This is a genomic window from Actinoplanes nipponensis (assembly GCF_016862275.1).
Taxonomy (GTDB): Bacteria; Actinomycetota; Actinomycetes; order Mycobacteriales; family Micromonosporaceae; genus Actinoplanes; species Actinoplanes nipponensis.
The window spans coordinates 21,807-41,459 of the sequence record NZ_BOMQ01000054.1 but is presented as its reverse complement, the minus strand read 5'-3'; the positions used below and the strand labels follow the sequence as shown (position 1 = coordinate 41,459).

Sequence of the window (19,653 nt, the reverse complement as noted above, 5' to 3'; positions counted from 1 at the left end):
GGGCGCGTGGGGCGGCGAGGTGGACGTGCGGGCGGCGGAGACGCGCGGCGCACGAGCGCAGGACCACCGCCAGCACGCAGGCGCAAGACGACGGCAGACGGCCGGCCGACGGGATCGCCCGGCCCACCTGCCGCACCGGCCGGCCACGCCAGCCGGTTCAATAGGGACATGGCAGAGGAAGGACCGCCGGCGTGGGTGCGGGCGGCGTTCGCCGCTCAGGGCGACCCCGTGCGCCTGGCCGGAGGCAAGGGCGGCACCTGGCGGGTGGGTGACGTCGTGCTCAAGCCGGCCGAGGGTGACGAGGAGGTCCGCTGGCGCGGTGACATCCTGGCCGGGCTGCCGGAGTCGCCGCATTTCCGGATCGCCCGGCCGGTGCGGGCGGCCGACGGCGACTGGCTGGCCGGGGGCTGGGAGGCGACCCGCGCCGTGGCCGGGCAGCCGGACCCGCGCCGCGTCGACGACGTGATCCGGGCCGGGGCCGCATTTCACGAGGCTGTCGCGGCGGTGCCGCGGCCCGCGTTGCTGGACCGCCGGGACAACCCGTGGGAGTACGGCAACAAGCTGGCCTTCGGCGACGACGTGCCCGCGGGGCGGCGGCGGCCGTCGGCGGTGCTGGACCAGTTGCTCGATCTGTGGCGGCCGGTCGCGCTGCCGGAGCAGATCGTGCACGGTGATCTGCTCGGCAACGTGCTGTTCGAGCCCGGCCTGCCGCCCGCCGTGATCGATTGGGCGGCCTACTGGCGGCCGGCGGTGTGGGCGTCGGCGGTCGTGGCGGTGGACGCGATGGTCTGGCACGGCGCCGGCAGCGGGGTGATCAACCGGTGGGCGCATCTGCCGGAGTGGGGGCAGGCGCTGGTCCGGGCCGCGATCTACCGGCTCGCCACCTGGGACGCGGGCGGATGGCCGCAGGAGCCCGAGGAGCCGTACCGCCCGCTGGTGACCGCGTTCGAGCGGCTGCTCGCCGGGCACGAGGAGGGCCTGTCCGGCGGGGTGCGAGCGGCGGGTCAGACGCGGTCGAGCCAGGAGATGTAGTGCGTACCGAACGGCTCGACCCGGGCACGGGCGGCGGCGACGATCTGCCGGGCGGCTTCCGCGACTGCCTCGATCACCTCGCCGGGGTAGCCGTAGCTGACCTGGTGCGCCGCGGACTCCTCCTCGTCGAGCAGGGCGACGCGGCCCCGGTGGGTGCGGGTGACGCCCAGGTCGAGGTCCACGAGGCTGACCTGCGCCGGGCCGGCCCATTCGGCCGGCGCGGTGATGTCGCAGTACATCTCCAGCCGGCGGGTCGGCGCGAAGAACAAGGCCGTGTACCAGCCGTCGCGGGGGACGAGGCGTACGCCGCGATGCTTGTCGCGGCGGGTCACACCGGCAGAGACGTAGTGGATCTCGGTGCCGCAAGGAACGCCGAGCCAGGTGCCCCATTCGTCCTCGCCGAGGTGGTGCTCGACCGCCCGCCGGTGCAGGCGGCCGTCGTACTCGCGGACCACGTCGACTTCGCCCACGCGAGGCACCCTGGCGGCGGCGCGCGCCTCACGATCGGGAGAGGAGACGCGGAGAGGTGAACGTGGTCATCGACGGCCGTTTCGTTCTGAACGAGGCCGACCTGCAGCGGCGTCTCGCCGGGGCGTTCGGCTACGGTCCGTACTACCGCTTGGACCTGGACGACCTGTGCGCGCACCTGGCGGCCGGCGACCCCCGGCCGGTGCAGCTGGTGTGGATCCACTGTGAGGCGATCAAGATGGCCCTGGGCATGGCGCTGTACGACCGCTATGTCGGCGCCCTGAACCGGATCGAGGCGGCGGACGAGGGCCTGGACTGGAACGAGCGCTTCATCTTCCGGGTCCTGGAATGACCCTGCCGAGACCTTCCCGCGACCGGGTCAGCCGGTGAAGACGACCAGGTCGAGGCGCTCGTCGAGCGGATAGCTCAGTCCCGGCGCATCGCGTCGCACGGCTCGCAGACCGGCGGCGAAGTCGTCGTCGGGCAACCTGGCGAGGTTGCTCAGCGACCGGGTGGCCACCTTGTCGACCAGCTCACGGGCGCTCCCGGCGTACCGTTGCGGCACCTCGACCCGCGCCGTGCGGGACACGCCGCATGCGCTCAGCCGGGCCGCCACCTCGGCGAGCAGGCCGTGGGAGTCGCCGAAGGCGCTCGGGAACCAGCGGTGCAGCGGGATCAGCTCCGGCGCGCCGAAGCCGCCGCGCAGCAGCAGGCGACCGCCCGGGCGCAGCACGTGACGGATGCCGCGGGCGAAGGCCGCCAGGTCGCGCACGTGGTGCAGCACCTGCGACGCCCAGACGGCGTCGAAACTCGCCCGGCGGAACGGTGGCGTCTCCGCGGCGCCGCCCACGAGATTTCCCTCACGGGGGCAGACGGCTCGCATCGCCGGCGACGGCTCGCAGGCGATCACCGTCGCGCCGGTGGCCTGCCCGAGCGCCGCGGTGAACCGGCCGGTGCCCGCGCCCAGGTCGAGGATGCGGCCGCCCGGGCCGGGCAGGTGGGGCGCGGCCGCGCTCATCCAGGCGGCGACGTCCTCCGCGCGCAAGGTGCGTCCGCGCAGGTAGGCGCCGGCCATCGTGGTGTCGTAGACCGGGGACATCGGGGCAGGCTATCGCGGGGTGGCCGGTGCCAGCAGGTCCCGGCCGACGGCGGTGCCGATCAGGGCCAGGTCAGGTCGCCCAGCGGTCGAGGCCTCCTCCTTGCGCCCCATGGTCCGGCCCCCACCGGCGCCGGCCTGTGCCCGCCACGCTGGATCCGTGGCGGGCCCAGGCGCGCCCCTCAGCTCAGCGTGGCCACGTCGATGACGAAGCGGTACCGCACGTCGGAGGCGAGGACCCGCTCGTACGCGTCGTTGATCTTGTCGGCCGGGATGACCTCGATCTCGGCGCCGAGCCCGTGCTCCGCGCAGAAGTCGAGCATCTCCTGCGTCTCGCGGATGCCGCCGATCGAAGAGCCGGCGAACGAGCGCCGCCCGGTGAACAGCGAGAAGACGTTGACCGGCAGCGGCTCGGCGGGCGCGCCCACGTTGACCAGGGAGCCGTTCAGCGCGAGCAGCGACAGGTACGCGTCCACGTCGATCCGGGCGCTCACCGTGTTGACGATGAGGTCGAAGGTGTTGGCGAGCTTGGTGAACGTCTCCGGGTCGGACGTGGCGTAGTAGTCGTCGGCGCCCAGCCGCAGCCCGTCGTCCTGCTTGTTCAGGGTCTGGGACAGCACCGTGACCTCGGCGCCCATGGCGTGCGCGAGCTTGACCGCCATGTGCCCGAGCCCGCCGAGCCCGACCACGGCCACCTTCTTGCCCGGCCCGGCCCCCCAGTGGTGCAGCGGCGAGTACGTGGTGATGCCGGCACACAGCAGCGGCGCGGCGACGTCCAGCTCGAGCCCGTCCGGGATCTTCACGACGAAGTCCTCGGTGACCACGATGTGGGTGGAGTAGCCGCCCTGGGTGATCTCCCCGTCCCGGCCGACCGCGGCGTAGGTGCCGGTCATGCCGTTGAGGCAGTACTGCTCCTCGCCGTTGCGGCAGTTCACGCACTCGCGGCAGGAGTCGACCATGCAGCCGACACCGACCCGGTCCCCGACGGCATGCTTGGTGACCTGCTCCCCCACCTCGGTGACCACACCGGCGATCTCGTGACCGGGCGTGAGCGGATACCGCACCTCACCCCACTCACCGCGCACGGTGTGGATGTCGGAGTGGCAGATGCCGGCGTACCGGATCTCGATGAGCACGTCGTGCGGGCCGACCTCACGGCGCTCGAGCGTCGTCCGGACCAGGGCTTCGGTCGCGGACGGGGCAGCGTAGGCGTTGACAGTGAACACGATTCTCCCGTTTGTCGGTCAGGTCTGGCAGCTTCAGTCAACCGGCTCGCCCCGGAGTCCGGGAGGGCCTGCTGAGGCAGGTACTGACAGAACCTCCATACCCCGTCACGGCGGCCGTACCGTTGATCGCGTGGACAACCGCAACGACATCCGCGAGTTCCTGGCCTCGCGGCGCGCCCGGATCACCCCGGAACGGGCCGGGCTGCCGACCTACGGCGGCCACCGGCGGGTGCCCGGCCTGCGGCGCGAGGAGGTGGCCCTGCTCGCCGGGGTGAGCCCCGACTACTACACGCGCCTGGAACGCGGCAACCTCGGCGGGGTCTCCGAAGGCGTGCTGGACGCGATCTCCCGGGCGTTGCAGCTCGACGAGGCGGAGCGGGCCCACCTGACCGACCTGGCCCGGGCCAGCAACGCGCCCGCGCGGGCCCGGCGCCGCCCGGCCACGCACCGGATCCGCCCCGGCGTGCAGCAGCTGCTCGACGCGATGACCGACGCGCCGGCCTTCGTCCGCAACGGCCGGCTGGACGTCCTGGCCACGAACCGGCTGGGCCGGGCTCTCTACGCGCCGGTCTTCGACCACCCGGCCGCGCCGAACCTCGCCCGCTTCGCGTTCCTGGACGCGCGCGCGACGGACTTCTACCCCGACTGGGAGGACGCGGCCAACACAACGGTCGCGCTGCTGCACACGGAGGCCGGCCGGGACCCGTACGACCGGGGGCTGACGGACCTCGTCGGCGAGCTCTCCACGCGCAGCGAGTCCTTCCGGACGCGGTGGGCCGCACACGACGTACGGCTGCACCAGACCGGGACCAAGCACCTGCGCCACCCCCTCGTCGGTGACCTGAAGCTGGGCTTCGAAGCGATGCCGCTGCCGGCCGACCCGGGCCTGACCCTGACCGCCTACAGCGCCGAGCCGGGCTCGCCGGCGCAGGACGCGCTGCGCCTGCTGGCCAGCTGGTCCGCGCCCGCGGAGGACCGGCTCAGCGAGACGGAGCCGACGCGCTGAAGTCGACGGCGTCGGCCGGCGCCGTGCCGGCTGTGCGCCCCGGCGCCGTGTGGTGGTGCCAGTAGAGATTGGTGTGGGCGATGACCAGGCCGGGCGGCGGCGCGCCCCACTCGCTCTGATCCTCGGTGGTGTGGGCGTCGCTGACCAGGGTCGCGTCGTAGCCGCGGACGACGGCGCCGTGCAGCGTCGAGCGGATGCACTCGTCGGTCTGCGCGCCGGAGACGATCAGGCGGCCGACCCGGAGCCCGGCGAGGACCTCCTCCAGGTCGGTCTCCTCGAAGGCGTCGGCGTAACGCTTGGGCACCAGCGGCTCGGACTCGTCGCGGCTGAGCTCGGGGACGAACTGCCAGCCGTCGCTGCCCTGGGGCAGCTGCTCGCCGGAGTGCTGCACCCAGACCACCGGGGCACCGGCGGCCCGGGCCTTGCCGACCAGCACGGCGATGGTGGCGACCACCCGGTCGCGGTCGTGGGCGCCAGCGACGACGTCGTTCTGCACGTCGATGACCAGCAGCGCGGTGTTCGGACGGTCGGGCAGGGTCGTCATCGGGCTCTCCTTCGCGTCGGGCGGGGACGTGCCGAGAACTCTAGGAGGGGGGTCCGACAGTTCCGGGCCGTTCCTAGAATCGGGACCATGACCACCCACTGGACCCTCGCCGGGGACGCGGCGGACCCCCGGCGGCTGGCGGCCTTCTGGGCGCTGGCGCTGGGCTACGTCGACGAGCCGGGCTACGACTTCGCCGGCGGCGCGTCGCTGGTCGACCCGGAGGGCCGGCTGCCGGCCATCAGCTTCCTGCGGGTGCCCGAGGGCAAGACCGCCAAGAACCGGCTGCACATCGACATCCGCGTCGCCGCCGGGCGGCGGACGGATCCGGCGGTACGGGAGCAGCTGATCCGTAGCCGCGCGGCCGAGCTCGTCGCCGCCGGGGCGACCGCCGTCCGCGAGGAGCACGACGCGCACCTGAGCCACATCGTGATGCTCGATCCGGAGGGCAACGAGTTCTGCGTGGCGTGAGTAGGCTCGCGGGGAGGATGAGCGACCTGCCGTTCCTGGACGAGCACCGGATCACGATCGCCGCACCACGCGACGTCGTGTGGGCGGCCCTGTGCCGCTACGCCGACTCGTCCATCGGCGCGGGCCCCGGCCTGCTCACCCGGCTGCTCGGCACCGACCCGCCGCGCGGCTTCGCCGTGACGCAGTCCCGCCCGCCGCAGCACCTCGGCCTGGGCGGGCGGCACCGGTTCTCCCGCTACCTGCTGACCTTCGACCTGGCGGACGGACCCGACGGCGGTACGCGGGTGAGCGCGCGCTCGTACGCGGAGTTCCCGGGCCTGCCCGGCCTGGCCTACCGCACCGCTGTCATCGGCAGCCGGGGACACGTCCTCGCCGTCCGGCGCATGCTGCACGGCATCCGCCGGCAGAGCCTGGCCACCCCGTCGTAGCCGGCCGAAATCCGGTGGACAACGCGGGCCGCCCGCGCGATCGTCGGCGCCATGCGACAAGAGGACGTCTGGGACGCCGAAGCCGCCCGCCAGTACGACACCCCGGGGCAGGGCGTGTTCGCGCCGGAGGTGCTGGAACCGGCCGTGGACCGTTTGGCCGGGCTCGCCGGCGACGGGCGCGCCCTGGAGTTCGCCATCGGCACGGGCCGGGTGGCCGTGCCGCTGCGCGAGCGCGGCGTCGCCGTGACCGGCATCGAACTGTCCCAGCCGATGCTCGCCCAGCTGCGCACGAAGGCCGACGAGGAGACCATCCCGGTGATCGTCGGCGACATGGCGACGGCCACCGCCCCCGGCCGGTACACCCTCGTCTACCTCGTCTACAACACGATCTCCAACCTGCTGACCCAGGCCGAGCAGGTCGCCTGCTTCCGCAACGCCGCCCGCCACCTCGAACCCGGCGGCCGCTTCGTGATCGAGCTCGGGGTGCCGCAGCTGCGCAAGCTCCCGCCGGGACAACGCGCGGCCGTCTTCCGCTCGGAGCCGGGCTACATCGGGCTGGACACGTACGACGTCGTGCGCCAGCGCATCGTGTCGCACCACTTCACCTTCGCCGAGGGCCGGCGGGCCGACGTGTTCCGCAGCCCGCACCGCTACATCTGGCCGGCCGAGCTCGACCTGATGGCGCAGCTGGCTGGGCTCGAGCTGGAGACGCGGCACGCGGACTGGGCCGGTGGGGAGTTCACGGAGGACTCGCCGTCACACGTGTCCGTCTACCGGAACTGACCGCCAGCGAAACCCGACCACGTGAGGTCAGTCCCGCCGCCAGGCATACCAGGCGACGGAGGACAGGATGGCTACGCCGGCCACCACGAACATCACCCGGCCGGGCCCAGGCGGAACGTCCAGGAGGCCGACCGCGCTGGAGATCAGGCAGGCGGCTCCGAACAGCACCCCGAACCCGCCGGTTCGCACCGGTCGACAAGACTCTGCTCTGGTACGCCCAGTGGTTGCCATGGGCATCGTCACGTGAGCTGCTCGGCCAGCCCGACGATGATCCCCTCCGGGCCGCGGACGTAGCAGAGCCGGAACATGTTCTCGAACTGCGCCAGCTCGCCGACGAGTTCGGCGCCGTGGGCCCGGAGCCGGGCGACCACGTCCTCGATGTCGTCGACGGCGAACATGATGCGCCGGAGGCCCAGCGTGTTCGCCGGCGCATCCCGCGGCTCGGGACTGATCGCCTTCGGCGTGCGGAAGCGGGCCAGCTCGACCTTGCCGTGCCCGTCGGGCGTGCGCAGCATCGCGATGTCCTGCCGGACGTCGTCGATCCCGATGATCCGCTCCACCCACCGCCCCTCGACCGGGCCGGGCTCGCCCTCCAGCTCCAGGCCGAGCTCCACGAAGAACGCGATGACGGCGTCCAGGTCCTCGACCACGATGAGGACGTTGTCCATCCGCTGGATCGCCATGGTGGGCCTCCTTGGTCAGGTACGGCCCCGGTGGCCGCGTCCGCGCCGGGGACGGAGCCGCCGGGCTGTTCTCGACATCGTCCGGCCCACCCGATCACCTCACCGAGGCGAAACGGCCGGCCTGGTGGGACATCGCCCGGGCGTCAGTCACCCCGGCCCTGTTCGGTACCGCCGAACGGGGTGCCACCCTCGAGCGGCGAGAGATCGGGCCCGGCCGGTCAGCGAGGCGGCGGATCGCCGGCCACGGTGGACAGGGCATTCTCGTACGCGCCCCCGAAGTCGATCCTGGTGATCTTCCGTAGTGGCCATTTGGTGGGTTCACGATCCCACGTTGCCCGCGGGCTCACCTCCCGGATGGCGACGCTGCGCTCGCGAACGCCGACGAGACGGCCGATGAAACACACGTCCGGGATGGCCTTCTCCAAGTGCAGAGAGACCAGGGAAAAGTGCTCGGCGACCGACGTGATGAGCTTTCGAATGTCAGTCAGATCCACGTCCGGCGGCGCGGTCGGTGGCCAGGTGCCCTGCAGTGCGAGCGCCTTGCCGACGAAGCCGTCCGTCGGACGCCGCTTGACCGCGACGACGTCGGCGGACCGCACCGCCACGAAGCCGTTGAGCCGAATCCCGTCATCGGTGACGGCCATCAACAGCCACGAGTCGGCGAGCATCACGACGTACCCGGTGAGCTTGTCCGCCCGATCGATCCTGCGCCGCAGTAGGACCAGCCGGCGCTCGCGCAGCGCCCGATCGAGCCGGAAAGCCACCAGGGCTCTCGCCCGCACCTTCGATCTGCCCATCGTCCGATCATCACCGAACGCGACATCCCGACGCAGGCATTTCCTGGCCAAGGACGAGCCCGGACGACGTGCGCGGAAACGCCGGTGGTGGGCGCGGTAGGTTTCGAACCTACGACCCCTCGCTTGTAAGGCGAGTGCTCTCCCACTGAGCTACGCGCCCGGTTCCGCGGCAACCGGAGTGGTCATCCTACCCTGCCCCGCCCCGCGCCCCGGCGGCCGCCGGACACCCCTAGAAGATCGTCTCCTTGATGATGTCCCGCCAGGTCCGCTGGTCGCGCGCCTCGCCCGGTCCCTGCATGTGGGCGTACCGGACGACGCCCTCCTGGTCGATCAGGAAGGTGCCCCGGTTGGCGAATCCCGCCTGCTCGTGGAACACCCCGTACGCCTGCGCCACCGCCCCGTGCGGCCAGAAGTCGGCCAGCAGCGGGAAGGTGTAGCCCTCGCGTTCGGCCCACACCTTGTGGCTGTACGGCGAGTCCACGCTCACCGTCAGCACCTGCACGTGGTCGTTCGCGTACTCCGGGAGGTTGTCGCGGATCTCCGCCATCTCGCCCTGGCACGTGCCGGTGAAGGCCAGCGGGTAGAACACCAGCAGGACCGCCTTGCGGCCGCGGAAGTCGGCCAGGGCGACCTCCTGGTTGTCCTGGTCCTTGAGCGTGAAGTCCGGCGCCTGGGTTCCCACGTCGATCGGCATGGGATCACCTTAGCCGGGCGTACGTCGAATGGCCGGTCGCCCGTCCTGGGGGCGCCGGCCGGCAGAAGCGCCGTGGCTACTTCTTCTTCGCGCCCCGGGGTGAGACCAGCCTCGCGGCCGTCCAGTCCTTGCCCGCGTTCACCGTGGAGGTCTGCTGGAGGCCGGCGGTCTGCGCGGACTCGCTGACTTCACTCGGCTCGACGTGGCCGTCGCGGCCGGCCTTCGGGGTCAGCAGCCACACCACTCCGGTGTCGGCCAGCGGCCCCAAGGCATTGGTGAGCAGGTCGAACAGGTCACCGTCGCCGTCTCGGTACCAGAGCAGTACCGCGTCGACCACCTCATCGGTGTCCTCGTCCTCGAGCTCACCACAACGTTCGGCCAGGGCGTCACGGAGGTCTTCGTCGACATCGTCGTCGTAGCCCATCTCCATGACCACCATGTCCGGTTCGATCCCGAACCGGTCAGCCGGGCTCCGTACGCCGTCGGCCTGACCAGCGGTCGCGCTCACTGTCGAATGCCTCCTTGTTCCGTGGTAGGGGCCGGATACCGACCCCGGTCCAGGTAGTCCACACAGTTGTGGCCCTGCGCGCAAGTGGCGCACCGAGTGTGTGGCAATTTACCGCGCCAGCAGGGCATGGGCACCCTGTGTGATGGCATCTTCCCCGATCAGGACCTGTTGTGCTGCCGGACCCAGCGGAACGAGCGAGTCCGCCGACGCGATCCGGCGGACCGCGCCGACGAATCCGCCGTCCACCAACGCCGCGAGGATGCCCTCGCCGACCCCGCCGGAGCGCCGGGTCTCGTCCACGATCAGCACCCGGCCGGTCGCCGAGGCCTCCCTGACCAGGTCGGCCGTGGGCAGCGGGGACAGCCAGCGCAGGTCGACCACCCGGGAACCGTACCCCTGCTCGGCGAGCCGGGCCGCCACCCGCAGCGACATGGGCACCCCGTTGCCGAAGGTCAGGATGGTGAGATTGTCGGCCGCGCCGACCGGGTAGGTCCGGGCGCGCCCGATCGGCGCGTGCCCGCTCGCCCATTCCTTCGGGCCCGCGTACGGCGCCAGCCACTCGTTGTCGCCCGGCTCGTACAGGTCGCGGGTGTGGTAGAGCGCGATCGGCTCCAGGTAGACGCAGACGCTGCCGTCGGCCGCCGCCGCGGCCAGGCACGCGCGCAGCATCGGCGCGGCGTCCGCGGCGCGGGCCGGCACGGCCAGGACCAGCCCGGGTACGTCGCGCAGCACGGCCACCGAGTTGTCGTTGTGGAAGTGGCCCCCGAAGCTCTGCTGGTACGCCAGCCCGGCCACCCGGACGACGAGCGGGTTGCGGAACGCCTGCTGGGAGAAGAAGCCCAGGGTGGCCGCCTCGCCGCGCAGCTGGTCCTCGGCGTTGTGCAGGTACGCCAGGTATTGGATCTCCGGTACGGGCAGCATGCCGGCCAGCCCGGCGCCGAGCCCGAGGCCCAGGATGGACGTCTCGTCCAGCAGGGTGTCGAACACCCGGTCGGCGCCGAAGCGGTCCCGCAGGTTCTTCGTGACGCCGTACACGCCGCCCTTGGCCGCCACGTCCTGCCCGAACAGGATCGCGCCCGGGGTGGCCAGCAGCGCGTCGGTGAGCGTGGCGTTGATGGTCTGGGCCAGGGTCAGCGGGCCGCCCTGCTCCGGCAGCCGGCCGCCGAACGCCTGGGCGCGGGCGGCCGAGCCGGGCCCGGCCGCACGGCTGCCGGCGTCGGCGATCACCCGGGCCGTGCGCAGCGGGCGGCGCGGGGCCAGCGGCGCGACGATCTCGCCGAGGGCGGCCAGCTTCGGCTCGTTGAGCACCTCCTCGGCCACCTTGCGGACCTGCCAGCCCACCTCGTCGTAGCGGGTGATCAGCTCGTCGACGGTGGCGTTGCCGCTCGCGACGAGCAGCCGGGCGGTGCCGACCAGGGGATCGCGCTCCAGGTCGCGGGCGATCTCGTCGGCGGTACGGTACGCGACCTCGGCGTCCGCGCCGGCGTGGCCCATCAGCCGGACCATGGTGAGGTGCAACACGGCCGGGCGGCGCTGCTCGCGGACCCAGTCGGCGGCCTCCCGCGCGGCGTCGTACGTGGCCGCCAGGTCGCAGCCGTCGGCGGCGAAGTAGCGCAGGCCGGGCCGCGCGCGCAGGGTGGCCGCCACCCAGCCGTCGGGTGACGGGACGCTGATGCCGTACCCGTTATCCTCGCAGACCAGCAGCAGCGGCAGCCGCTGTCCGGCGTGGTCGAACCAGCCGGCGGTGTTGAACGCCGCGGCCGCGGTCGCGTGGTTGACCGAGGCGTCGCCGAAGGACGCCACCGCCAGCGCGTCCGCCGGCCAGGGCGTCTGCTTGCCGCGGGCGATGCCGAAGGCGAGCCCGACCGCCCGGGGCAGGTGCGAGGCGATGGTGGAGGTGGTCGGGATGATCCGCAGGTCGGCCCGGCCGAAGACCTTGTGCCGCCCGCCGGCGATGGGCTCGGTGGCCGCGGCCACCACCCCGCGCAGCACGTCGCGCGCGGCCTCGACCAGCGGGTCCTTGCGGGAGTCGTCGTCACTGTCGACACCGGCCTGCAGGGCCCGCGCACAATAGAACCCGCCGGAGCGGTAGTGCAGCAGCGCCGGGTCGTCCGGGCGCAGGGCGGCCGCCACCGCCGCGTTTCCCTCGTGGCCGGACGAGCCGATCGTGTAGAAGCCCTCGTTGAAGCTGCGCAGCCAGCGCGCGGCCAGGTCGAGGTGCCGGCTGGTGAGCTGGGCGTCGAAGAGCTCGCGGGCCCTCAGGGCGGTCAGCGCCGAGCCGTCGCGGACCGGTTCGTCGGGGGCCGGCCGCCGGCCGCTCGGCTGCAGGGCCGAGACGGCGTCACGGAAGCGCTCGTCGAGGTTCTGCGGGGTGGTCACGCGACCCAGCATTGCCGACCATGGCCACCGCCGCCACCGCGCGTGAGTGCCGTGACGACACTGCGTCGGAAAGTCGTCCGCCGTCGATGCCGGCGACCATGGGGTGGCCGCCGGCCGATCGCCTGCTCGACCTCTACACGTGACGGGGCGGCGCGGGTGGCAGACTTTCCCGCTATGGACACCACGGTGATCACCGTCCGGACCGGGGACCGGCCGGTCGTCCGGGACATCACGGGCGAGGCCGAGCGGTTCGTCAGCGGCCGCGGCGACGGGCTGCTGCACGTCTTCGTGCCGCACGCCACCGCCGGGGTGGCGATCATCGAGACCGGCGCCGGCTCGGACGAGGACCTGCTCACGGCCATCGACGAGCTGCTGCCGGCCGAGGACAAGTGGCGGCACCGGCACGGCTCGCGGGGGCACGGCCGCGACCACGTGCTGCCCGCCTGGATCCCGCCGTACGCCTCCCTGCCGGTCCTCGACGGGCGCATCCAGCTCGGCACGTGGCAGTCGATCTGCCTGGTGGACCCGAACGGCGACAACCCGTCGCGCCAGGTGAGGTTCAGCTTTCTCGCCGGTTGACCCGAAGTTACTGCTCAGTACGTGTGTCGAGCGTCGCGTACCCGGCCGGTAGGCGTGACGACAGACACCGCAAGGGGGCAGGATGGAACCATTCCCGTGCGGTTCACACAATGCGCCGCACGGTCCGACACCGACCTAGAGGAATGCCTGTGGCCACGGAACGCAAGCGCCCGGTGATCAGCGACGGCCTGCCGAGCCAGCTTCCGGACATCGACCCCGAGGAAACCAGCGAGTGGGTCGAGTCGCTCGACGGAGTCATCGACAGCGGCGGGGCCAAGCGCGCCCGCTACGTGATGTTGCGCCTGCTCGAACGGGCCCGGGAGCGACAGGTCGGTGTCCCGCCGCTGACCTCGACGGACTACATCAACACGATCTCGCCCGAGCAGGAGCCGTGGTTCCCGGGTGACGAGTTCGTCGAGCGCCGGATCCGGGCCTACATCCGCTGGAACGCCGCGATGCTGGTGCACCGCGCGCAGCGGCCGGACATCGGCGTCGGTGGCCACATCTCGACGTACGCGTCGTCGGCCAGCCTCTACGAGGTCGGCATGAACCACTTCTTCCGCGGCAAGGACCACCCTGGCGGCGGCGACCACATCTTCTTCCAGGGCCACGCTTCCCCGGGCATGTACGCCCGCGCGTACCTCGAGGGCCGGCTGAGCACCGACCAGCTGGACGGCTTCCGCCAGGAGCTGTCACACGCGCCGCACAGCCTCCCGTCGTATCCGCACCCGCGGCTGATGAACAACTTCTGGGAGTTCCCGACGGTCAGCATGGGCCTCGGCCCGCTGAACGCGATCTACCAGGCCCGCTACAACCGCTACCTGCACAACCGCGGCATCAAGGACACCAGCCAGCAGCACGTCTGGGCGTTCCTCGGCGACGGCGAGATGGACGAGGTGGAGTCGCTGGGCGCGATCGGGGTGGCGGCCCGCGAGGAGCTCGACAACCTCACCTTCGTGATCAACTGCAACCTGCAGCGGCTCGACGGCCCGGTCCGCGGCAACGGCAAGATCATTCAGGAGATGGAGGCGTTCTTCCGCGGCGCCGGCTGGAACGTCATCAAGGTGGTCTGGGGCCGCGAGTGGGACCCGCTGCTCGCCGCCGACAGCGACGGCGCCCTGGTCAACCTCATGAACGTCACGCCGGACGGCGACTACCAGACGTACAAGGGCGAGTCCGGGGCGTACGTGCGGGAGAACTTCTTCGGTCGCGACCCGCGCACCCGCAAGCTGGTCGAGGGCATGACCGACGACCAGATCTGGAACCTCAAGCGCGGCGGTCACGACTACCGGAAGCTGTACGCGGCGTACAAGGCGGCCACCGAGCACACCGGCCAGCCGACGGTGATCCTGGCCAAGACCATCAAGGGCTGGACGCTGGGCTCGCACTTCGAGGCCCGCAACGCCACGCACCAGATGAAGAAGCTGACCCTGGACGACCTCAAGCAGTTCCGGGACCGGCTCTACCTGGAGATCCCGGACAAGCAGCTGGAGGAGAACCCCTACCTTCCGCCGTACTTCCACCCCGGGGAGAAGTCCGACGAGCTGCAGTACATGCTCGAGCGCCGCAAGGAGCTGGGCGGTTTCGTGCCGACCCGGCGCACCAAGCACAAGTCGCTGGCGATCCCGGAGTCGAAGACCTTCGGCGACGTCAAGCGCGGCTCGGGCAAGCAGAAGGTCGCCACCACCATGGCGTTCGTCCGGCTGCTCAAGGACCTGATGCGCGACAAGGAGTTCGGGTCCCGCTGGGTGCCGATCATCCCGGACGAGGCGCGCACGTTCGGCATGGACTCGCTGTTCCCGACCAAGAAGATCTACTCGCCGCACGGCCAGACGTACACCTCGGTCGACCGGGAGCTCTTCCTGTCGTACAAGGAGTCGACCAGCGGGCAGATCCTGCACGAGGGCATCAACGAGGCCGGCTCGACCGCCAGCTTCATCGCGGCCGGCACCTCGTACGCCACGCACGACGAGCCGATGATCCCGCTGTACATCTTCTACTCGATGTTCGGCTTCCAGCGCACCGCCGACGAGCTGTGGGCGGCGGCCGACCAGATGACCCGCGGCTTCCTGCTGGGCGCGACCGCCGGGCGGACCACGCTCAACGGCGAGGGCCTGCAGCACGAGGACGGGCACTCGCTGTTGATCGCGGCGACCAACCCGGCCGTGGTGGCGTACGACCCGGCGTTCGCGTTCGAGATCGCGCACATCATGGAAGACGGCCTGCACCGGATGTACGGCGCGAAGCAGGAGAACGTCTTCTACTACCTGACGGTCTACAACGAGCCGATCCTGCAGCCGGCCGAGCCGGCCGAGGTCGACGTGGACGGCCTGCTCAAGGGCATCTACCGGTATGCGGCGGCGCCCGAGACGACCGGCCCCAAGGCTCAGGTGCTCGCCTCCGGCACGGGCATGCAGTGGGCGCTGAAGGCCCAGCAGCTGCTCGCCCAGGACTGGGGCGTGGGCGCGGACGTGTGGTCGGTGACGTCGTGGACGGAGCTGCGCCGCGATGCCGTCGAGACCGAGGAGCACAACCTGCTCAACCCGGGTGACGAGCCGCGCAAGCCGTACATCCAGACCAAGCTGGAGGGCACCGAGGGTCCGGTCGTCGCGGTCAGCGACTGGATGCGGGCCGTGCCCGACCTGATCAGCCGGTGGGTGCCGAACGACTACACGTCGCTGGGCACCGACGGGTTCGGCATGAGCGACACCCGGCACGCGCTGCGCCGCCACTTCCACGTGGACGCGGAGTCGATCACGGTGGCCACGCTGCGTCAGCTCGCGCTGCGCGGGAAGGTGCCGGCGCACGTGCCGGCCGAGGCCGCCCAGAAGTACGCGATCGACGACGTCACGGCCGCCCCGGTGGGCGAGACCGGCGGCGACAGCTAGTCCGGCCGACGCACGACGAAAAGGGGGAAGCCGAGGCTTCCCCCTTTTCGTCCGTAGGTCCTCAGTTGTGCCCGGATGCGGCCGAAGGGCCGGACATGGGGTTCCAGATCAGCCACAAACTGCTCGCGCGGGGTCTGGGAGGGGTGGTCAGCACCGCGGCGGTCCTCGGCGGCGTCGGACCGCCAACTCGCTGCTGGCCCAGCGCGCCGGCCTGCGCCTCGACGACAAGACCGCCACCTGGACGGCGACCAACCAGCTGTCGCAGGCCAAGCGGTCGGTGACGCTGCCCCGGGTGACCGTCGGCGGCCGCTGGCTGGGCCAGAACACCGACGTGAAGAAGCCGACCGCGTTCGTCGACGACGTGGTGTCGCTGCTGGGCGGCACGGTGACGGTCTTCCAGCGGCTGAACGACGCCGGTGACCTGCTGCGGGTGGCCACCAACGTCAAGGCCAAGACCGGCAACCGGGCGATCGGCACGTACATCCCGGCGCTGACCGCGGACGGCACGCCCAACGCCGTGGCCGCCGCGATCAAGGCCGGCAAGCCCTACCGTGGGGTGGCCCAGGTCGTGGACACCTGGTACATCACCGCGTACGACCCGGTCAAGGACGCCTCCGGCAAGGTGATCGGCGCCCTGTACGTCGGTGTGCCGCAGACCGCCGCGCTCAAGAACCTCACCGACGCCATCGCGGACACCTCGGTCCGCGAGAACGGCTGGGTCACCGTCTACAGCACCGCCAAGGCGGACGCGGGCCGGGTCATCGCCTCCAGCCTGGACGGCGCGGCCGGGCGTACGGACCTCGACGCCGTCGACGCGGACGGCACCGGCTACGTCAAGGAGATCGTGACCCGGGCGACGGCGCTCGAGGACGACGCGACCTGACGGACCACCTATCGGCTGCCGTCGCGGCGCGACATGCTCACCGCGCTCGTCCTCCCCGCGCTGCTGCTGGCCCTGGCCCGCGGCCTGTTCGCGGTCTGGCAGGCGCGCCGGATCGCCGGCCGGCTCGGCGGCCTGACCGCGGCCCTGACCCGGCTGGCCGGGCGCGATCTGACCGTCGCGGCCCCGCCGGGCGGCGCGGACGAGATCGGCCGGGCCGGCGCGGCGCTGAACACCGCCGTCGCGGAGCTGCGCGAGGTCGTCGTCGAGGTCGCCGGCGCGTCGGACGGCGTCTCCCGCTCCGCCCGGCAGGTGGCCGCGACCGGCAGCGAGCTGACCGCCTCCGCCCAGGACGCCTCCGGCCGGGCCGGCGCGACGAGCGTGGCCGCCGAGGGCATCACGCACGTCGTGCAGACGGTCGCGGCCGGCGCGGAGGAGATGGGCGCCTCGATCGGCGAGATCTCCAGCAACGCCCAGGAGGCCGCGCGGGCGACCGACGACGTGACCTCCCGGGTCGCCGCGATCGAGGCCGACACGGCCCGCGCGGTCGAGGCGATCTCCGCCATCACCGCGACCATCGCGCAGGTCAACGACTACCAGACAGCGATCGCGGCCGCGGTGGAGCAGCAGGCCGCGACGACCGCGGAGATGACCTGCAACATCAGCGAGGTGGCCGGCGGCAGCCGGGACATCGCGGCCGGCATCACCGCGGTCAGCGGCGCTGTCGACACCACCCGCACCACGGTGGAGGTGTCGCACCGGGCGGCCGGCGAGCTCAACGCGACCGCCCGGCGGCTGACCGAGCTGGTGGGGCGGTTCACCGTCTGACGGCTGCGCCCCGGGTCAGGCCGGCTGGTAGGTGAGCACCTGGACGCCGGTCTTGGTGGTGAAGGTGGACTGCAGCTGCAGGGCGACCTTGGTGCCCTCGTCCCACAGCTTGCGGCCCTCGCCGACGACCACGGGATAGACCATGATCCGGTACTCGTCGATGAGGTTGTGCCGGGTCAGCAGGTTGACCAGGGACGCGCTGCCGTTGATCAGCAAAGAGTCGGGCCGGGCCTTGAGCCGGGCCACCTCCGCGACGACGTCGCCGCCCAGGAACTGCGCGTTCCACTCCGGCTCGGTCAGCGTGGTGGTGGCGACGTACTTGGGCATGCCGTTCATCTTCTTGCCGAAGTCGCCGGTCGCCTCCTCCATCTGCGGCCAGGCGGCCTTGAAGCCCTCGTACGTGCGGCGGCCCAGCAGCAGCGCGTCGGCCTCCCGCAGGTTTCTGTCCTGCCAGCTGCCGAGCTCGTCGTTGAAGTACGGCCCGCTCCAGGCCGGCTCCTCGAAGACGCCGTCCAGCGTCACGTACTCCACTGCGATGATTCTGCCCATCGTCACGGCTCCCGTATTTCACCGACCGGTTAATTAGCTGAACGGCAAATTAACCGGTCGCCGGTGCGGCGTCAAGACGCCACGCGGCCGGCGCCGCACCATTGGGGCTTTGGGCGGCTTTGACGACATTTGGGATTGACGGGTCTGACGGTCCGGCGAATTCTGTTATCGTCTGCCGGTCAGAAAACGCAACACGGGGGCTCCACTTGCACCATCATCGGCTCGCCTGCACACCTTTGTGTGCGGGCGAGTCGCGCTGCCCCCGTGCTGCTCCATTCTCACTCGGGGAGACACATGGGGGACCACATTCGGCCGTCGCGGAAATGGCGGCGCATCAGCGCCGTCGTCACCGCGTTCGTCGTGCTGACCGCGCTCGGCGCCGCACCGGCGCAGGCCTATTCCGAGAAGTATCTCGGCCGCGGGCTCATGGAGCCCTACATGGTTTTCGAGATCAACCGCCAGGCGACCCTGAAGAGCAAGCTCACGGCCTACGTGAGCGTGGGCCGCAAGCGCTACCGGCTCACGATGCGCGGCGGCTCGGGCAACGGGACCAAGAGCCAGTGCGTCCGCAACAAGGGCCGGCTGCCGGCCGGCTTCTACGACCCGCGGGACGAGGACAGCGGCAGCACCCTCAAATACATCAAGAACAAGACCTGGGGCAACGCGGTCGTGCGCGGGCCGGTGTGGGAGCTGGGCACCAAGAAATGCACCCCGGCGTCCGGCGAGAGGCAGATCAAGCGCTCCGATCTCTATATCCACTCGCAGGGCGCCAGCGGCTGGAGCGGCAATTACGTCTCCAATGGTTGCATCAAGGTCAGCCAGAACGACCGCACCAAACTGAAGCAACGCTGGTCGAAGGCCTATCGCATGCGCCACGGCATGCTCATGGTCTATTGATCCCCGTTCCCGCCCGGCCCCGCACGATTCTGGAGTGACGTGAAAACACCCCTCATCAAGAGATTCCTCGGCATCACGACGATCGGCGGCCTCGCGGCCGGCGCCCTCGCCTTCGCCCTGGCCGGCCCGGCCGGCGCCGACGTCGTCACCGATCCCGCCGCCGCCGCGCTGCGGGCCGCCGCCCTGGCCCAGGAGCAGCGCACCGCCGCCTGCATGAGCCAGCGAGGCTTCGAATACGTCGCCGCCGTGCCCAACGACGTGCTGCTCGACGAGGCTTACGTGGCCGCGGTGGCGGCCGGCAAGAAGGGCACGGCGCTGCAGGAGGCCCTGACCGCCGCCCGCTCCCGGCTGCCCGCCGACCCGAACGTGGCAGTGGTGCAGCAGATGCCCGCGTCCCGGGTGTCGGTCTACGACGACGCGCTGAGCGGCACCGACAGCACGGTCGGCTGCTCGGAGCCCGGCGTGACGATGACCGAGGCGGAGCTCGCCGACCTCGAGACGGAATCCGCGCGGGCCGACACGGCGCTGGCCGCCGCGCCCGCCGACCCGGCGGTGGTGGCGGGGCAGGCCGCCTACGTCGCGTGCATGAGCGGCAAGGGCTACACGGTCACCGACACCGAGCAGATCGACGAGATCATCGCCACCGAGGAGGCGCGCTACCGGCCGGCCGAGGAGGACTGGCCGGCGGAACCGGCGGCGGACGCGACCCCGACCGAGAAGATCAGGTACGCGGCGTCGCTGGCCCGGCTGAACGCCTTGGAGAGCCAGGCGGACGCGGTCCTGGAGAAGGGCAACGCCGCGCACGAGAGCTGCGTGGGGCCGTACGAGGAGGCCTTCGCCGGGGCCTACGAACGGCTGGTCGAGTAGCCGGTCCCGGCCCGGGCCGGCGAGCGCCGAATGCCGCGCGCGGCGGCCCGGGG

At 71.7% G+C, this 19,653-nt stretch carries 24 protein-coding genes and 1 tRNA gene; 13 read left to right on the top strand and 12 right to left on the bottom strand.

What is annotated here, in order from left to right; translation table 11 throughout:
* Positions 1-168: 168 nt before the first annotated feature.
* Positions 169-1,032, top strand: coding sequence for a TIGR02569 family protein (locus Ani05nite_RS23025; RefSeq protein ID WP_203771315.1), 864 nt, complete (start codon positions 169-171; stop codon positions 1,030-1,032).
* Here the strand turns inward: Ani05nite_RS23025 and Ani05nite_RS23020 are convergent.
* Positions 1,005-1,502: a DUF402 domain-containing protein gene (locus tag Ani05nite_RS23020; protein ID WP_203771313.1), complete on the bottom strand. Its 498-nt coding sequence runs from the start codon at positions 1,500-1,502 to the stop codon at positions 1,005-1,007. The genes Ani05nite_RS23025 and Ani05nite_RS23020 overlap by 28 nt on opposite strands.
* Before the next feature lie 56 nt (positions 1,503-1,558).
* Here Ani05nite_RS23020 and Ani05nite_RS23015 point away from each other — a divergent pair, with 56 nt between their 5' ends.
* On the top strand, positions 1,559-1,852 hold the full coding sequence (locus Ani05nite_RS23015; protein WP_203771311.1) for a barstar family protein: 294 nt from the start codon (positions 1,559-1,561) through the stop codon (positions 1,850-1,852).
* A gap of 27 nt (positions 1,853-1,879) precedes the next feature.
* Here the strand turns inward: Ani05nite_RS23015 and Ani05nite_RS23010 are convergent, their stop codons facing one another.
* On the bottom strand, positions 1,880-2,599 hold the full coding sequence (locus tag Ani05nite_RS23010; protein ID WP_203771308.1) for a class I SAM-dependent methyltransferase: 720 nt from the start codon (positions 2,597-2,599) through the stop codon (positions 1,880-1,882).
* Between the two features lie 179 nt (positions 2,600-2,778).
* Positions 2,779-3,822 (bottom strand): NAD(P)-dependent alcohol dehydrogenase, encoded by a 1,044-nt coding sequence (locus tag Ani05nite_RS23005; RefSeq protein WP_203771306.1) that lies wholly within the window; start codon positions 3,820-3,822, stop codon positions 2,779-2,781.
* 130 nt (positions 3,823-3,952) lie between these two features.
* Here Ani05nite_RS23005 and Ani05nite_RS23000 point away from each other — a divergent pair, with 130 nt between their 5' ends.
* Entirely contained in the window at positions 3,953-4,828 is an 876-nt protein-coding gene (locus Ani05nite_RS23000; protein ID WP_203771304.1) for a helix-turn-helix transcriptional regulator, read from the top strand.
* Here Ani05nite_RS23000 and Ani05nite_RS22995 read toward each other — a convergent pair.
* Positions 4,803-5,372 (bottom strand): isochorismatase family protein, encoded by a 570-nt coding sequence (locus Ani05nite_RS22995; RefSeq protein WP_203771302.1) that lies wholly within the window; start codon positions 5,370-5,372, stop codon positions 4,803-4,805. The two genes, Ani05nite_RS23000 and Ani05nite_RS22995, sit on opposite strands and share 26 nt — an antisense overlap.
* Before the next feature lie 87 nt (positions 5,373-5,459).
* Between Ani05nite_RS22995 and Ani05nite_RS22990 the strand changes: the two genes are divergently transcribed.
* Genes Ani05nite_RS22990 through Ani05nite_RS22980 form a run of 3 tightly spaced genes read left to right on the top strand, consistent with a single transcriptional unit; the run spans position 5,460 to position 7,051 of the window.
* A complete protein-coding gene (locus tag Ani05nite_RS22990) occupies positions 5,460-5,840 on the top strand; it encodes a VOC family protein (protein ID WP_203771300.1) in 381 nt (126 codons plus the stop codon).
* A gap of 17 nt (positions 5,841-5,857) precedes the next feature.
* Positions 5,858-6,268, top strand: a complete 411-nt coding sequence (locus Ani05nite_RS22985) for an SRPBCC family protein (RefSeq protein ID WP_203771298.1) — start codon at positions 5,858-5,860, stop codon at positions 6,266-6,268.
* Between the two features lie 51 nt (positions 6,269-6,319).
* The gene (locus Ani05nite_RS22980; protein WP_203771296.1) at positions 6,320-7,051 is read left to right on the top strand and encodes a class I SAM-dependent DNA methyltransferase; all 732 of its coding nucleotides are present in this window, start codon (positions 6,320-6,322) and stop codon (positions 7,049-7,051) included.
* Positions 7,052-7,078: 27 nt separating this feature from the next.
* Here Ani05nite_RS22980 and Ani05nite_RS22975 read toward each other — a convergent pair whose 3' ends face one another.
* From Ani05nite_RS22975 to Ani05nite_RS22945, 7 genes are all read right to left on the bottom strand, one after another.
* A complete protein-coding gene (locus Ani05nite_RS22975) occupies positions 7,079-7,240 on the bottom strand; it encodes a hypothetical protein (protein ID WP_203771294.1) in 162 nt (53 codons plus the stop codon).
* A gap of 50 nt (positions 7,241-7,290) precedes the next feature.
* Positions 7,291-7,734, bottom strand: coding sequence for a VOC family protein (locus tag Ani05nite_RS22970; protein WP_203771292.1), 444 nt, complete (start codon positions 7,732-7,734; stop codon positions 7,291-7,293).
* A gap of 218 nt (positions 7,735-7,952) precedes the next feature.
* Positions 7,953-8,531, bottom strand: coding sequence for a hypothetical protein (locus tag Ani05nite_RS22965; protein WP_203771290.1), 579 nt, complete (start codon positions 8,529-8,531; stop codon positions 7,953-7,955).
* An 85-nt stretch (positions 8,532-8,616) separates the two neighbouring features.
* Positions 8,617-8,691: transfer RNA gene (locus Ani05nite_RS22960), tRNA-Val, on the bottom strand.
* Between the two features lie 69 nt (positions 8,692-8,760).
* Complete coding sequence (locus tag Ani05nite_RS22955) at positions 8,761-9,225, bottom strand: peroxiredoxin (protein ID WP_203771288.1); 465 nt, start codon at positions 9,223-9,225, stop codon at positions 8,761-8,763.
* Positions 9,226-9,301: 76 nt separating this feature from the next.
* A complete protein-coding gene (locus Ani05nite_RS22950; RefSeq protein ID WP_203771286.1) occupies positions 9,302-9,733 on the bottom strand; it encodes a DUF3052 domain-containing protein in 432 nt (143 codons plus the stop codon).
* Positions 9,734-9,841: 108 nt separating this feature from the next.
* Positions 9,842-12,124, bottom strand: a complete 2,283-nt coding sequence (locus Ani05nite_RS22945; RefSeq protein ID WP_203771284.1) for a thiamine pyrophosphate-dependent enzyme — start codon at positions 12,122-12,124, stop codon at positions 9,842-9,844.
* An 8-nt stretch (positions 12,125-12,132) separates the two neighbouring features.
* Between Ani05nite_RS22945 and Ani05nite_RS41945 the strand changes: the two genes are divergently transcribed.
* The 5 genes from Ani05nite_RS41945 to Ani05nite_RS41285 all read left to right on the top strand — a co-directional run bounded on the left by Ani05nite_RS41945 (position 12,133) and on the right by Ani05nite_RS41285 (position 17,287).
* A complete protein-coding gene (locus tag Ani05nite_RS41945; RefSeq protein WP_275410608.1) occupies positions 12,133-12,255 on the top strand; it encodes a hypothetical protein in 123 nt (40 codons plus the stop codon).
* A gap of 31 nt (positions 12,256-12,286) precedes the next feature.
* A complete protein-coding gene (locus tag Ani05nite_RS22940) occupies positions 12,287-12,691 on the top strand; it encodes a YjbQ family protein (RefSeq protein ID WP_203771282.1) in 405 nt (134 codons plus the stop codon).
* Between the two features lie 149 nt (positions 12,692-12,840).
* Positions 12,841-15,579: a pyruvate dehydrogenase (acetyl-transferring), homodimeric type gene (gene aceE / locus Ani05nite_RS22935; RefSeq protein ID WP_203771280.1), complete on the top strand. Its 2,739-nt coding sequence runs from the start codon at positions 12,841-12,843 to the stop codon at positions 15,577-15,579.
* Positions 15,580-15,646: 67 nt separating this feature from the next.
* Positions 15,647-16,462, top strand: a complete 816-nt coding sequence (locus tag Ani05nite_RS41290) for a Cache 3/Cache 2 fusion domain-containing protein (RefSeq protein WP_239130516.1) — start codon at positions 15,647-15,649, stop codon at positions 16,460-16,462.
* A 33-nt stretch (positions 16,463-16,495) separates the two neighbouring features.
* The gene (locus Ani05nite_RS41285; protein ID WP_239130514.1) at positions 16,496-17,287 is read left to right on the top strand and encodes a methyl-accepting chemotaxis protein; all 792 of its coding nucleotides are present in this window, start codon (positions 16,496-16,498) and stop codon (positions 17,285-17,287) included.
* A gap of 15 nt (positions 17,288-17,302) precedes the next feature.
* Here the strand turns inward: Ani05nite_RS41285 and Ani05nite_RS22925 are convergent, their stop codons facing one another.
* On the bottom strand, positions 17,303-17,836 hold the full coding sequence (locus Ani05nite_RS22925) for a dihydrofolate reductase family protein (protein WP_203771278.1): 534 nt from the start codon (positions 17,834-17,836) through the stop codon (positions 17,303-17,305).
* Between the two features lie 294 nt (positions 17,837-18,130).
* Here Ani05nite_RS22925 and Ani05nite_RS22920 point away from each other — a divergent pair, with 294 nt between their 5' ends.
* Together Ani05nite_RS22920 and Ani05nite_RS22915 are read left to right on the top strand one after the other, a co-directional pair.
* Positions 18,131-18,733: a tlde1 domain-containing protein gene (locus tag Ani05nite_RS22920; protein WP_203771276.1), complete on the top strand. Its 603-nt coding sequence runs from the start codon at positions 18,131-18,133 to the stop codon at positions 18,731-18,733.
* A gap of 39 nt (positions 18,734-18,772) precedes the next feature.
* Complete coding sequence (locus Ani05nite_RS22915) at positions 18,773-19,600, top strand: hypothetical protein (RefSeq protein WP_203771274.1); 828 nt, start codon at positions 18,773-18,775, stop codon at positions 19,598-19,600.
* Positions 19,601-19,653: the final 53 nt, after the last annotated feature.

Excerpts from the sequence above, each read along its gene's own strand:
- Ani05nite_RS22945 (WP_203771284.1), bottom strand. The coding sequence starts at position 12,124 with ATGCTGGGTCGCGTGACCACCCCGCAGAACCTCGACGAGCGCTTCCGT.
- Ani05nite_RS41945 (WP_275410608.1), top strand. The coding sequence starts at position 12,133 with ATGGCCACCGCCGCCACCGCGCGTGAGTGCCGTGACGACACTGCGTCG.
- Ani05nite_RS41285 (WP_239130514.1), top strand. The coding sequence starts at position 16,496 with ATGCTCACCGCGCTCGTCCTCCCCGCGCTGCTGCTGGCCCTGGCCCGC.
- Ani05nite_RS22940 (WP_203771282.1), top strand. The coding sequence starts at position 12,287 with ATGGACACCACGGTGATCACCGTCCGGACCGGGGACCGGCCGGTCGTC.
- Ani05nite_RS22920 (WP_203771276.1), top strand. The coding sequence starts at position 18,131 with ATGGGGGACCACATTCGGCCGTCGCGGAAATGGCGGCGCATCAGCGCC.
- Ani05nite_RS22925 (WP_203771278.1), bottom strand. The coding sequence starts at position 17,836 with ATGGGCAGAATCATCGCAGTGGAGTACGTGACGCTGGACGGCGTCTTC.
- Ani05nite_RS22955 (WP_203771288.1), bottom strand. The coding sequence starts at position 9,225 with ATGCCGATCGACGTGGGAACCCAGGCGCCGGACTTCACGCTCAAGGAC.
- Ani05nite_RS22970 (WP_203771292.1), bottom strand. The coding sequence starts at position 7,734 with ATGGCGATCCAGCGGATGGACAACGTCCTCATCGTGGTCGAGGACCTG.
- Ani05nite_RS22980 (WP_203771296.1), top strand. The coding sequence starts at position 6,320 with ATGCGACAAGAGGACGTCTGGGACGCCGAAGCCGCCCGCCAGTACGAC.
- Ani05nite_RS22995 (WP_203771302.1), bottom strand. The coding sequence starts at position 5,372 with ATGACGACCCTGCCCGACCGTCCGAACACCGCGCTGCTGGTCATCGAC.
- Ani05nite_RS23025 (WP_203771315.1), top strand. The coding sequence starts at position 169 with ATGGCAGAGGAAGGACCGCCGGCGTGGGTGCGGGCGGCGTTCGCCGCT.
- Ani05nite_RS22985 (WP_203771298.1), top strand. The coding sequence starts at position 5,858 with ATGAGCGACCTGCCGTTCCTGGACGAGCACCGGATCACGATCGCCGCA.
- Ani05nite_RS22990 (WP_203771300.1), top strand. The coding sequence starts at position 5,460 with ATGACCACCCACTGGACCCTCGCCGGGGACGCGGCGGACCCCCGGCGG.
- Ani05nite_RS22965 (WP_203771290.1), bottom strand. The coding sequence starts at position 8,531 with ATGGGCAGATCGAAGGTGCGGGCGAGAGCCCTGGTGGCTTTCCGGCTC.
- Ani05nite_RS23010 (WP_203771308.1), bottom strand. The coding sequence starts at position 2,599 with ATGTCCCCGGTCTACGACACCACGATGGCCGGCGCCTACCTGCGCGGA.